This is a genomic window from Phytopseudomonas daroniae (genome assembly GCF_004327275.1).
GTDB lineage: Bacteria > Pseudomonadota > Gammaproteobacteria > Pseudomonadales > Pseudomonadaceae > Aquipseudomonas > Aquipseudomonas daroniae.
The window spans coordinates 18,978-31,966 of the sequence record NZ_QJUJ01000018.1 but is presented as its reverse complement, the minus strand read 5'-3'; the positions used below and the strand labels follow the sequence as shown (position 1 = coordinate 31,966).

At 63.1% G+C, this 12,989-nt stretch carries 11 protein-coding genes and 1 pseudogene; 10 read left to right on the top strand and 2 right to left on the bottom strand.

The genetic code is table 11. The features are described from left to right. Positions 1-107, top strand: a pseudogene (locus tag DNK10_RS26265) (IS110 family transposase); the annotation flags it as partial. A gap of 81 nt (positions 108-188) precedes the next feature. Here the strand turns inward: DNK10_RS26265 and DNK10_RS25410 are convergent. Together DNK10_RS25410 and DNK10_RS25405 are read right to left on the bottom strand one after the other, a co-directional pair. Beyond that, a complete protein-coding gene (locus tag DNK10_RS25410; protein ID WP_131193436.1) occupies positions 189-629 on the bottom strand; it encodes an HIT family protein in 441 nt (146 codons plus the stop codon). A 70-nt stretch (positions 630-699) separates the two neighbouring features. Continuing rightward, positions 700-1,983: an MFS transporter gene (locus DNK10_RS25405; RefSeq protein WP_131193435.1), complete on the bottom strand. Its 1,284-nt coding sequence runs from the start codon at positions 1,981-1,983 to the stop codon at positions 700-702. A 244-nt stretch (positions 1,984-2,227) separates the two neighbouring features. Between DNK10_RS25405 and DNK10_RS25400 the strand changes: the two genes are divergently transcribed. The 9 genes from DNK10_RS25400 (at position 2,228) to DNK10_RS25360 (ending at position 12,675) form a co-directional block, all read left to right on the top strand. Then, a complete protein-coding gene (locus DNK10_RS25400; RefSeq protein WP_131193434.1) occupies positions 2,228-3,025 on the top strand; it encodes an undecaprenyl-diphosphate phosphatase in 798 nt (265 codons plus the stop codon). A 249-nt stretch (positions 3,026-3,274) separates the two neighbouring features. Continuing rightward, the gene (locus DNK10_RS25395) at positions 3,275-4,282 is read left to right on the top strand and encodes an AraC family transcriptional regulator (RefSeq protein WP_131181301.1); all 1,008 of its coding nucleotides are present in this window, start codon (positions 3,275-3,277) and stop codon (positions 4,280-4,282) included. 129 nt (positions 4,283-4,411) lie between these two features. Further along, a complete protein-coding gene (locus tag DNK10_RS25390; RefSeq protein WP_131193433.1) occupies positions 4,412-5,440 on the top strand; it encodes a histone deacetylase family protein in 1,029 nt (342 codons plus the stop codon). Positions 5,441-5,547: 107 nt separating this feature from the next. Beyond that, complete coding sequence (locus DNK10_RS25385) at positions 5,548-6,582, top strand: polyamine ABC transporter substrate-binding protein (RefSeq protein WP_423228066.1); 1,035 nt, start codon at positions 5,548-5,550, stop codon at positions 6,580-6,582. Between the two features lie 291 nt (positions 6,583-6,873). After that, positions 6,874-7,779 carry a metal ABC transporter substrate-binding protein gene (locus DNK10_RS25380; RefSeq protein ID WP_131193432.1) on the top strand — a complete coding sequence of 302 codons (906 nt, stop codon included), beginning with the start codon at positions 6,874-6,876 and terminating at the stop codon, positions 7,777-7,779. After that, the gene (locus DNK10_RS25375; protein WP_131181305.1) at positions 7,779-8,663 is read left to right on the top strand and encodes a manganese/iron ABC transporter ATP-binding protein; all 885 of its coding nucleotides are present in this window, start codon (positions 7,779-7,781) and stop codon (positions 8,661-8,663) included. The genes DNK10_RS25380 and DNK10_RS25375 overlap by 1 nt, the downstream gene beginning before the upstream one ends. Then, complete coding sequence (locus DNK10_RS25370; protein ID WP_165496039.1) at positions 8,663-9,517, top strand: metal ABC transporter permease; 855 nt, start codon at positions 8,663-8,665, stop codon at positions 9,515-9,517. The genes DNK10_RS25375 and DNK10_RS25370 overlap by 1 nt, the downstream gene beginning before the upstream one ends. A 2-nt stretch (positions 9,518-9,519) precedes the next feature. Then, a complete protein-coding gene (locus DNK10_RS25365) occupies positions 9,520-10,350 on the top strand; it encodes a metal ABC transporter permease (protein ID WP_131181307.1) in 831 nt (276 codons plus the stop codon). A gap of 381 nt (positions 10,351-10,731) precedes the next feature. Further along, positions 10,732-12,675 (top strand): methyl-accepting chemotaxis protein, encoded by a 1,944-nt coding sequence (locus tag DNK10_RS25360; RefSeq protein WP_131193430.1) that lies wholly within the window; start codon positions 10,732-10,734, stop codon positions 12,673-12,675. Positions 12,676-12,989: the final 314 nt, after the last annotated feature.

Genomic DNA, 12,989 nt, shown 5'->3' with positions numbered 1-12,989 from the left:
CCGGCAAACAGATCGTCTGCGCGGCCATGCGCAAGCTGCTATGCATCGCTTACGGGGTGCTCAAATCCGGCCAACCCTTTAACCCGCAACTCGCTATTGCGAGGTGAAGGTTAAGACGGTATCTACAGTCTTACAGAGCATTGGCGGGCCGGGCGGCAATCCGCTGTAGTGCATCGCCGCCCATACCATCAAGCGCTCTGGAAACGCTTCACCAGTCTGGCCTGTAGCTTCTCCAGCTCGGCAGGATCGGCCTTGCCGCTGGCGTGCTGCTGCAAGCCCTGTTCGGTAAAGCGCGGAATCACATGCACATGGATGTGATACACCGTCTGCCCTGCCGGTGCGCCGTTGAACTGGGCGATCTGCACGCCGTCGGGCTTGAGCTCGTCAGCCAGCACGCGGGCGACCTTCTGCACGCCCAGGGTCAGCTTGACCAGGTTATCGGCGTCGACTTCCAGGATATTGCGGGCCTCGGCGCGTTTGGGGATCACCAGCGTGTGCCCGAAAGACTGCGGGAACAGGTCGAGGAACACCAGCACGTCTTCGTCTTCATACAGCTTGTAGCAGGGCATCTCGCCACGAATGATCTTGGCGAAGATGTTCTGCGAATCGTAGTCGCCGTAAAGGCTCATGGGCTTCTCCGTAGCATTTTGATCGTGTGCGCACCATACCGGCTCAGCCGGGTGGAACGGAATAGTCGTCTCATCGACCCGTGCGCAGCAAGCTCAACCCGACGGCGATTCCCACCCCGCACAGCGCAATCAGGTAGTAAGCCGGGGCCAGCGGGCTCCACTTCACCAGCAGCGAGACGGTTACCGGCGTCAGGCCGCCGAACACCGCGTAAGACATGTTGTAGGAGAACGACAGCCCGCTGAAGCGCACCCGCGGTGGAAAGGAATTGACCATCACGAAAGGCACCGCGCCGATGGTGCCGACGAACAGGCCGACCAGCGCGTACAGCGGGAACAGCCAATGCGGGTTGGCGTGCAGGCTGCTGTAGAACAGCCAGACGACGACCGCCAGCGCGCTACAGCCAACCACCAATACGCGGCCGGCACCGACGCGGTCGCACAGCGCGCCACTGACGATGCAACCGATGCTCAGCATGACGATGGCCAGGCTGTTGGCCTGGAGCGCCGTGACGGCATCGAATCCATAGAAGGTCTGCAGGAAAGTCGGCGTCATCAGGATCGCCACCACGATGCCGGCCGACAGCAGCCAGGTCAGCAGCATCGACACCACTACACCGCGGCGATGATCACGCACCACGGTTTTCAGCGGCAGCTCCTCGGACAATGCCTTGCGTTGCTGCAGCTCGGTGAACACCGGCGTTTCGTGCAGCCACTGGCGCAGGTACACCGCGAACAGGCCGAATACACCGCCGAGCAGGAACGGCAGACGCCAGGCCCAGTCGAGCACTTCCTGCTCGGTGTAGACGCTGTTGATCAGCGTGGCCATCAGCGAGCCAAGCAGAATGCCGACGGTCAGGCCGCAGGTCAGCGTGCCGCAGGCGTAACCGATGTAGCGCGCCGGTACGTGCTCGGAGACGAACACCCAGGCGCCCGGCACTTCACCACCGATCGCGGCGCCCTGGATCATGCGCATCAGCAGCAACAGCAGCGGCGCAAGAATGCCAATCTGCGCGTAGGTCGGCAGCAGGCCCATGATCAGCGTCGGCACCGCCATCATCAGGATGCTCAGGGTGAACATCCGCTTGCGCCCGATCAGGTCGCCGAAATGCGCCATGACGATGCCGCCCAGCGGACGCGCCAGATAGCCCGCGGCGAAGATGCCGAAGGTCTGCAGCATGCGCAGCCAGTCGGGCATGTCCGGCGGGAAGAACAGCTTGCCGACTATGGTGGCGAAGAACACGTAGATGATGAAATCGTAGAACTCCAGCGCGCCGCCCAGGGCAGACAGGGACAGAGTCTTGTAATCGCTACGGGTCAAGGGCCGGCCAGGGGCCGACGATACTGCGGATTGCATGCGGAGGAATCTCGAGGGTCTGCAGAAGGCATCGACCGAGGGCACCCGGCCATGGGGCGCACACGATAGCAAATCCCAGGGCCAGCGACAGCGTCACACGCCGCCCAGGGAACTGGTCTGGAGACGACTGGCATGTCTAGAATGCAGGCAATTTTCAAGGAATTGACCTGCGGCGCGGAGAGAAACAGCTCTCGCCGGGTCATACCCGCAGTCCGCGCTCGCTCACTCCCTCATAAGGAAACCCATGGACTGGCTCCATCTGCTCATCCTGTCGCTCATCCAGGGCGTCACCGAATTCCTCCCTGTGTCCTCCTCCGCTCACCTGATCCTGCCCTCGCAATTACTGGGCTGGGAAGATCAGGGCCAGGCCTTCGACGTCGCCGTACACGTGGGCACGCTGATGGCGGTGATCCTCGCCTTTCGTCAACAGATCGTTGCCATCGTGCAGGGCTGGCTGGGCCATGTGCTGCACCGCCGGGTCACCCCGGAAAGCCGCATGGGCTGGATGATCATCCTGGCGACCATTCCAGCAGCACTGGCCGGTTTGCTCTTCGAATCGGTGATCGAGCAGTACACCCGCTCGATGCTGGTGATCGGCACCACCACCATCGTCTTCGGCCTGGTGCTGTGGTGGGCCGACGCCAAAGGCAGCCGTGATGCCGACATGAGCCGCATGACCTGGCGTCAGGCGCTGCTGATCGGTTTGGCGCAGATGCTCGCACTGATTCCCGGCACCTCGCGCTCGGGCATTACCATGACCGCCGCATTGATGCTGGGCTTCGACCGCCAGAGCGCCGCGCGCTTTTCCTTCCTGCTGTCGATTCCGCTGATTCTCGCCGCCGGCGGGCTCAAGGCCGCTCACCTGGTGCAGGAAGGCAATGGCGCGCATTGGGGAGATATCGCCTGGGGCACCGGCCTGTCGTTCGTCTCGGCGTTCCTGTGCATCAAACTGTTCCTGGCCGCCCTGGATCGCATCGGCATGCTGCCGTTCGTGATCTATCGCCTGATACTCGGGGCATTCCTGCTTTTCGTGGCGCTTTGACGATCCTTCAACGGCGAAGCGACTTGCCGAAAACTGTCTTGGCATAATCCAGGCCGAGCGCAGCAACACCCGGGAGACGGACGTTTGATCCCCACCTGACGCTTGCGAAGCCGAGGGCACGTTACCTTCTCCCACATCCGCCAAGCGTGGTATCGCCCGACACTCCCGGACTCAAGGGGCGAGCCTTGCCGACGCACAAGGCACGCTTATTGCCTCACTCTCAGGTCTGTCCCGAGAAGGCGTGCCCCCATGCTGCACTCCCACCTGACCACCTTGCATGCCGTCGTCCTGGCTCTCGATACCCTCTGCCAGAACGGCGACTGTGCTGCAGATGACTTGCTGAACGGCAGTGGCATCGACACCGCAGACCTGCAACGCCCCGAGATGCGCATCAGTATCGCCCAGGAGCGCCAGGTGTTCCGCAACGCCACCGGCAAGCGCCAGGATCTCGGTCTGTTGCTCGGCCGGCGCATGCATGTGTCGTCCTATGGCTTGCTGGGGTTCAGTCTGCTCTCGGCCTCGACCCTGGGCGATGCGCTGGAAGTAGCCTTCAGCTTTCCCGCGCTGCTCGGCACCCTTTTCGATCTGCGCCTGCGGCGCGACGGTATGCATGCCTGGATCGAGGCCAGCCATTACCGCGATACGCCCGAGCTGGCGACCTTCAACACCGAGTTCTGCCTGGCCTCGCTGAAGCTGATCTGCGACGACCTGCTCGGCCGCACCCTGCCCCTCGAAGCGGCCCGCTTCACCCATCGCGCGCCGCGCTACCAACGCCAGTACACGCGGGACTTCGCCTGCCCGGTGCGTTTCAATGCCGCCGATAACGCCATCGTTTTCGACAGTCAGTGGCTGGATCGACGCTTGCCGCTGGCTGACCCGGTGACTCACCGCGACACCCTGGAGCGCTGCCGCCAACTGAACCGCGAATTCATTTCCCACCTGGCGCTGATTTCCCGCGTACGCCAGTTGCTCGCCAGCCAGTTGCCAATGGCGCCGGGCCTGGACGGGTTGGCCCGCCAGCTACGCTGCTCGTCGCGCACCCTGCGCCGGCAGTTACAGGAAGTCGGCACCAGCTACCAGACCCTGCTCGATGAGCTGCGCTTCGAACAGGCGCGACGCTTGTTGGGGCAGGAGCGGCTGCCCATCGCCCGTATCGCCGAGGAGCTCGGCTACAGCGAAACCGCCAGTTTCCGCCACGCCTTCCAGCGCTGGAGCGGTACCTCGCCAAGCCGCTATCGGCGCCCTGCCGGCGTCTAGAACCTGCACCGATACGGATCGGCCACGCGCCATTTCGTGGCCACATCTATCCCCTTTTGGCCATTGCGCTCATTTCACCGATGCCAGACTCCGGCCAAGAATGCAGGTGCCCAAGTCGGAGAGTCAGCCATGCGTACGATCTACAGCGATGACCATCACCTGCATCACGGTCGCTGCGAAATCATCGACGGGGAGCTCAAGCCCTGTTTCGAAATGCCCTCGCGGGCCGACCATGTGCTGGCCCGGGTGCGCCAGCAGAAACTCGGTGACGTCATCGAGCCGAGCGACTTCGGCCGGGCGCCGATCGAACGCATTCACGACCGCGGCTACCTGGATTTTTTCCAAGGCGCCTGGGCACGCTGGGCGGCCATGGGCCGCGACGGCGATCTGATGCCCTTCACCTGGCCCGCCCGCACCCTGCGCAGCGTGGTGCCGGACAACCTGCATGGCCAGCTGGGTTATTACAGTTTCGACGGCGGCGCACCGATCACCGCCGGCACCTGGCAAGCCGCCTGGGGTGCCGCTCAGGTCGCCCTTACCGGGCAGAAGCTGATCAGTGGTGGTGCCAACAGTGCCTTCGCCCTGTGCCGTCCGCCCGGTCACCATGCCGCCGCGGATCTGATGGGCGGCTACTGCTACCTGAACAATGCCGCTATCGCCGCCCAGGCCTTTCTGGATCAGGGTTGCAAGCGGGTCGCCATCCTCGACGTGGACTATCACCACGGCAACGGCACCCAGTCGATCTTCTACGACCGCAGCGACGTGTTGTTCGTCTCCATCCACGGCCACCCGGCCTTCGAATTCCCGTTCTTCCTCGGTTACCAGGACGAGCTTGGCGCAGGCGCCGGCGAAGGCTTCAACCTCAACCTGCCGCTGGCTTCCGGCAGCGCCTGGGAGCAGTGGAGCGCGGCACTGGAAAGCGCCTGTGTGCGCATCGACGATTACGCCGCGGACGTGATCGTGGTGTCCCTGGGCGTGGACACCTTCAAGGAAGACCCGATTTCCCAGTTCAAGCTCGACAGCCCCGACTACCTGCGCATGGGCGAGCGCATCGCCCGCCTCGGCAAGCCCACCCTGTTCGTGATGGAAGGGGGCTATGCCGTCGAGGAAATCGGCGTCAACGCGGTGAACGTACTGGAAGGTTTCGAGGGCGCCTGAGCCTACTGCCGACAACTACGCATACAACGGAGCACATAACGATGAAAAACCTCCACAGTCTGTTCGGCACCGCCCTCTGCGGGGCGGCCCTGCTATTCGGCAGTGCCATGGTCGAAGCGCGGGAACTGCGGGTCTACAACTGGGCCGACTACATCCTGCCGCAGACCCTCAAGGACTTTCAGCAGAAAAGCGGTATCAAGCTGATCTGGGACACCTTCGAAACCAACGAGGCATTGGAAGCCAAGCTGCTCACCGGCAACTCGGGTTACGACCTGGTGGTACCGTCCAACATGTTCCTCGACACGCAGATCAAGGCCGGCGTGTTCCAGAAGCTCGACAAGAGCAAGCTGCCCAACTGGAAGCACCTCGACCCGGCACTGCTCAAACTGCTGGAGACCAATGACCCCGGCAACCAGTACGGCGTGCCCTACATGTATGGCACCGTACTGATCGGCTTCAACCCGGACAAGGTCAAGGCGGCCCTGGGTGCCGACGCACCCGTGGACAGCTGGGATCTGGTGTTCAAGCCCGAGAACATGGAAAAGCTCAAGCGCTGCGGCGTCGCCATGCTCGATGCGCCCAACGAGATCCTGCCCCTGGCCCTGCACTACCTGGGCCTGCCGCCCAACAGCACCAACCCGGCGGACTACGACAAGGCCACCGAACTGATGATGAGCATCCGCCCGTACGTCACCTACTTCCACTCGGCCAAGTACATGACCGACATCGCCAACGGCGACATCTGCGTGGCCATCGGCTATTCGGGCAGCTTCTATCAGTTCGCCAACCGCGCCAAGGAAGCCGGCAATGGCGTGGTAGTCGAATGGCGCCTACCGAAAGAAGGCGCACCGATCTGGTTCGACACCTTCGCCATTCCGGTCAGCGCCAAGAACGTCGAGGAAGCCCATGAATTCCTCGACAACCTGCTCGACCCCAAGGTGATCGCACCAATCAGTGACTTTCTCGGCTACCCGAATCCGAACAAGGACTCCATGCTGCTGGTCGACAAGGCGATCAGCGAAAACGCGGATCTGACCCCAACCGCCGAAGCGCAGAAAACCCTCTACGGCGTCGAGCCCCTGCCGCAGAAAGTCGAACGGGTACGCACCCGCGCCTGGACGAAGATCAAGAGCGGCAGCTGACCTCCCTCAAAACCCCGCGCAAGTCGCGGGGTTTTACATTCCCACCTCAACCCCCTCGCAGCAAATGACCCACTTGGCGGAACCTGCCGACCACCCGACCGCTCACATGCATACGCCCCAACAGCTATGCTGAACGCATCCGCCTCGCACGGCATCAGACGGAAAGCATCGAAAATAAATCTCTAATGCCAATAGTTTTCATTAACAGCGTTTTGTCGCTAGAGTGGCAGCCCTGTCCGGGGGGAACGACCATCCCGGTGATTTGATCGGTCAAGCCATACGAGGATGAAGATGCTCAATCGGATCCGCTCGCGCACCTGCGCTCCCCTGCTCGCCGCCTTTCTCCTGATCCTGCTGCCGCAACTGGCCACCGCCGAAGGCAAGTTCAAGGTCGTCACCACCTTCACCGTTCTCGCCGACATGGCCCGCCAGGTGGCCGGCGATGCAGCGGTGGTCGAATCGATCACCAAGCCCGGCGCGGAGATCCACAATTACCAGCCGACGCCAGGCGACATCCTCAAGGCCCGCGACGCCCAGTTGATCCTGCGCAACGGCATGAGCCTGGAACTGTGGTTCGAGCGCTTCCTGCAGCGCTTGCAAGGCGTGCCCGCGGTGACCCTCAGCGAGGGCATCGAACCGATCGGCATCGCCGAAGGCCCGTACAGCGGCAAACCCAACCCGCATGCCTGGATGTCGCCGGACTCGGCGATGATCTACATCGACAACATCCGCGATGCCCTGGTCGAGCACGATGCCGCCAATGCCGAGACCTACAAGGCCAACGCCGAGACCTACAAGGCGCGCATCCAGGCCACGATAACGCCGATTCGCGAGCGCCTGCAGACGATTCCGGAAAACCGTCGCTGGCTGGTTTCCAGCGAAGGTGCATTCAGCTACCTGGCACGGGACTTCGGCCTCAAGGAGCTGTACCTGTGGCCGATCAACGCAGATCAGCAGGGCACGCCACAGCAGGTTCGCAAGGTGATCGATGCGGTCAGGGCCAACCAGATCTCTGCGGTATTCAGTGAAAGCACCATTTCTGCCTCGCCGGCCCAGCAGGTGGCTCGTGAAACCGGCGCCAAATACGGCGGCGTGCTGTATGTCGATTCCCTCAGCGAGCCGGACGGCCCGGTACCGACCTACCTCGACCTGCTGCGCGTCACCTCGCAGACCATTGCTGACGGGCTGGCCGAGTGATGCAAGACAGTCTGCAGAATCAGGACAGCCTCGACGGCATCCGCGTCGAACGCATCAGCGTCACTTACCGCAATGGTCATACCGCCCTGCGTGATGCCAGCTTCAGCAGCCCCGGCGGCAGCATCACCGCCCTGGTGGGCGTCAACGGCAGCGGCAAGTCGACGCTGTTCAAGGCCATCATGGGTTTCGTGCGCCTGGCGCAGGGCAGCATCAGCGTACTCGGCATGCCGGTGCACGACGCCCTCAAACGCAACCTGATCGCCTACGTGCCGCAAAGCGAAGACGTCGACTGGAATTTTCCGGTGCTGGTCGAAGACGTGGTGATGATGGGCCGCTATGGCCACATGGGCATGCTGCGGCGGCCGCGCGCCGCCGACCGTGAGGCCGTGGACGCTGCCCTGGCACGGGTCGGCATGAGCGAGCTACGCAAGCGGCAGATCGGCGAGCTGTCCGGCGGCCAGAAAAAGCGCGTGTTCCTCGCTCGCGCTCTGGCCCAGGATTCGCGGGTGATCCTCCTCGACGAACCCTTCACCGGGGTCGACGTGAAAACCGAGGACGCCATCGTACGGCTGCTCGGTGAACTGCGCGACGAAGGCCGGGTGATGCTGGTCTCCACCCACAACCTGGGCAGCGTGCCGGAATTCTGCGACCGCACCGTGCTGCTGGCGAGCACCGTGCTCGCCTACGGCCCGACCCAATCGGTGTTCACCCGGGAAAACCTGGAGCGCACCTTTGGCGGCGTGCTGCGCCACTTCGAACTGCCCGGTGAAGGGCACGATCGCAAATCGCCACTGATCGGCATCATCACCGACGACGAACGCCCGCTGGTGCTCTACGACGGCAAGTCGACCATCCGTGGTCGCGTCGACGAAAAGGATCAATAGTGCACATCCTGCTCGAACCCTTTTCCTACGGCTACATGGTCAATGCCATGTGGGTCTCGACCCTGGTCGGTATGGTCTGCGCGCTGTTGTCGGTGTACCTGATGCTCAAGGGCTGGTCGCTGATCGGCGACGCCCTGGCTCATTCCATCGTTCCCGGCGTCGCCGGTGCCTACATGCTAGGCCTGCCCTTCGCCCTCGGCGCCTTCGGCGCCGGTACTCTGGCGGCGGGTGCCATGCTGTTCCTCAACCAGCGCAGCAAGCTCAAGGAAGACGTGATCATCGGCCTGATCTTCTCGTCGTTCTTCGGCCTCGGGCTGTTCATGGTGTCGCTGTCACCGACCTCGGTGAACATCCAGACCATCGTGCTCGGCAACATACTCGCCATCACACCCGGTGACACGCTGCAGTTACTGCTCATCGCCGGCATCACCATGGCCGTGCTGGCAGTGCGCTGGAAAGATCTGATGGTGGTGTTCTTCGACGAAAACCACGCCCGCTCCATCGGCCTCAGCCCGACGCGCCTCAAGGCGATCTTCTTCATCCTGCTGTCGGCCTGCACGGTGGCGGCGATGCAGACCGTCGGTGCCTTTCTGGTCATCGCCATGGTCGTCACTCCAGGCGCCACCGCCTACCTGCTCAGCGACCGTTTCGACCGGCTGCTGCTGATCGCCGCTTGCATTGGTGGCCTGAGCAGTTTCATCGGTGCTTACGCCAGCTACTTTCTCGATGGCGCCACCGGGGCGATCATCATCGTGCTGCAGACCGGCGTGTTCCTGCTGGCCTTCTGTTTCGCACCCAAGCATGGCCTGCTCGCCGCCCGCCGCCGCGCCGCCCAGGCGCGACTGGAGATGTGACCATGGAGATGCTGCTGCAGCCGCTGCAAATCGACTTCATGCAATACGCCCTGCTGATCGCCGTGCTGGTGGCCATTCCCGCCGCGCTGCTGTCGTGCTTTCTGGTGCTCAAGGGCTGGGCGCTGATGGGTGACGCCACCGCCCACGCGGTGTTTCCCGGCGTGGTCATCGCCTATATCGTCGGCCTGCCCTACTCGCTCGGCGCCTTCGTGGCCGGCATGTTGTGCGCCATCGCCACGGGCTATCTCAAGGAAAACAGCCGGATCAAGCAGGACACTCTGATGGGCGTGGTGTTTTCCGGCATGTTCGGCCTCGGCCTGCTGCTGTACACGCAGATTCACAGCGATGTGCATCTGGATCACATCCTGTTTGGCGACATGCTCGGCATCGGCTGGGCGGATCTGCTGGAAAGCGGGCTGATCGCCCTGGCGGTCACCGCCTTCATCGGCCTGAAGTGGCGCGACCTGCTGCTGCATGCCTTCGATCCGGTGCAGGCACGCACCGTCGGCCTGCCGGTGCGCCTGCTGCACTATGGCCTGCTGGCGGTAATGTCGCTGACCATCGTCGGCGCGCTCAAGGCCATCGGCATCGTGCTCACCGTGGCGCTGCTGATCGCCCCCGGCGCCATCGCCTTCCTGCTCACCCGCACCATGGGCGCCATGCTGTTCACCGCCGTAGGCATCGCTGTCGGCGCCGCACTCGGCGGCGTGTACCTGAGCTTTTTCATCGACAGCGCCCCTGGCCCGACCATCGTGCTACTGCTCAGCGCACTGTTCGTGGTGGTGTTCATTCATGCAGGCAGACGCGAGCGCAGGAGCACCGCGCAATCGTAGTAATTCCGTATGGTTCTTCACTTGCAGACATGGATGTCATGCCAAGCAGTCCCTGACGCCACTGCCAGCCTTTTCCAACACTCACGCTGATCAGGCGTCTGTCATACCTGCACACAATGAGGCGGCCCTCAGCTTATCGCTTGATTACTTACCCTAAAGCCACCAGTTCAGCGAACAAGCCCTGATATTCCTGCAACATGTCGCTTTCTACATGGCACCGAACCTGCCAACTCCTGAAGAAGCGGTCGGCATAGCAAATACCCTTCAAGTTTATCTGCCCTCCGCCGATTCGATATTTACAGGCCGGCACAGCGCCTGAAGATTTTTCTTCTACTGCCTCCCGCTTCAAAAACAACTTCTCTCGCTCGAGCAGGAACAGCCGTGAACATCAAACAGAAACTCACCTGGGCCTTCGCGGCCATCGCCTGTGTGCCCGTCGTACTGGTCGCCGTCGTGGTGGTGGTCAATCTGCGTACCCAGGCGCAGGACAACTTCCTCGACAGCAGCAGCCGCGAGATCCGCCAGATCGAGAACGCCATGAATCAGTTCTTCGACGCCATCGCGCAGAACGTCGAGTTCCTGGCCAAGAACCCGCAGGTGCAGAGCACCGGTGAGTTGAAGGACTACACCGCCGCCGATGCCGCGCAAACGCCTCTGCCGGAAAGCAACCAGGCGCTGCTGCAGATGTTCACCCAGTTCGCTGCCAGCCACCCGACCACCGCCTATCTGTCGATCGGCAAACCCGATGGCGGTTACGCGATCTGGCCGGACGACCCCACGCTGAGCAACTACGACCCGCGTGTGCGCCCCTGGTACCAGGCTGCCATGGCCTCGCCGGGCAAGACCGTGCGCACCTCGGCCTACTACTGGGCGCCGGATGACGTCGTGCTGATGGGGACCGTGCACACCATCGACAACGCCCAGGGCCAGCCGGCCGGCGTGCTCGGCCTGGACGTTTCGCTCAAGCAGCTCACCGACCTGGTCAAACAGATCAAGCTCGGCGAGAGCGGCTATCTGATGTTGCTGGAAAACAACGGCAACGTACTCGTCGACCCGCGCGATGCCTCGCACAACTTCAAGCTGCTCAGCGATCTGGGCGGCGGCTATGCCGAGCTGGCCAAGGTCGAGCAGGGGTTGATCGAAGTGGAGCTGAACGGCGTGCCGTACATGGCCAATGTCTGGTCGTCGCAGACCCTCGGCTGGCGTTTCGTTGGTCTGATCGAGCGCAGCGAAGTGATGGCCAAGGCCACCAGCCTGACCTGGCAGATCGCGATCATCGCGGCCGTGCTGGCTGTGCTGTTCGCCATTGTCGGTGCCAGTTTCGCCGGCCTGATCGTGAGGCCGATCCGCAGCGTGGCCGGCGGCCTGGAAGGCATCGCCCAGGGCGAAGGTGACCTGACCCGCAACCTGGATGTACGCGGCAACGACGAAACCGCCCTGCTGGCACGCTGGTTCAACCAGTTCCTCGGCGCCATCCGCACTCTGGTGCAACGCATCGGCAGCGCTTCGGCGGATCTGCAGACCGCCTCTGACGCCAGTACCCGCGTCGCCCGCGACATGAATGACGCCGCCGGCCGTCAGCGCGAAGCCGTGGAGCTGGTTTCCACCGCCTTCAACGAGATGGTCGCCACCGCCAACGAAGTGGCCCGCTCCTGCAGCCAGGCAGCCTCCTCGGCCGACTCCGGCCAGCGTCAGGTGCATGACGGTCAGTTGCAGATCGACGAAGCCACCGGCAGCGTCTCGCGCCTGAGCGAAAACCTGCAGAAGTCGGCCCAGGCCATGCAGGTGCTGGAGCAGGACAGCAAGAACATCAACGCCATCCTCGACACCATCCGCTCCATCGCCGAGCAGACCAACCTGCTGGCCCTCAACGCCGCCATCGAGGCCGCACGTGCAGGTGAACAGGGTCGTGGTTTCGCCGTGGTCGCCGACGAAGTGCGCGCCCTGGCCAAGCGCACTGCCGACTCCACCGGTGAGATCGACAGCCTGCTCGGCGGGCTGGCCAAGCGCACCCAGGACGTGACCAAGCAGATGCAGAGCAGCCTGAGCATGTCGCAGCAGAGCGTCGAGCGTATTCAGCAGGCCCGCGACAGCTTCGAGCAGATCCGCACCTCGGTGGACGAGATCCGCGATCAGAACAGCCAGATCGCCACCGCAGCCGAAGAGCAGCACCAGGTCGCCGAGGACATCAATCGGCACATCGCGCAGATCCACACCGATGCGCAACTGGTTGAAGAACTGGCGCACTCGGCGCGCAGTGACTCACAACGTCTGGAGTCGCTGTCCGGTGAGTTGAATGGCTTGGTAGGGCGTTTCAGAACCTGATCGGATCGCAGGCCAGCGGGCACCCATTGGTGGGAGGCGCTTCAGCGGCGATCGGCCATCGCGGCTAAAGCCCCTCCCACGCCAGGCTGCGGCGCTGCTCAGGGACGCAGCAGGCAGGATGGCCGGCACCCCTTCAATCGCCGCTGAGTTGTCACCTACGCGGCCCAGCGTGATTCAGCAACAAGCGCGCAGAATGGCCACATGTGCGCAGGAACCGCGCCCCCGCGGCGAATCGTGGCCATACCGCGATTTTTGCAGCATGGCCGCCATCGCATCGCGCCGGGGTCGACGCTCCACTGGTCAACCCTGACTCC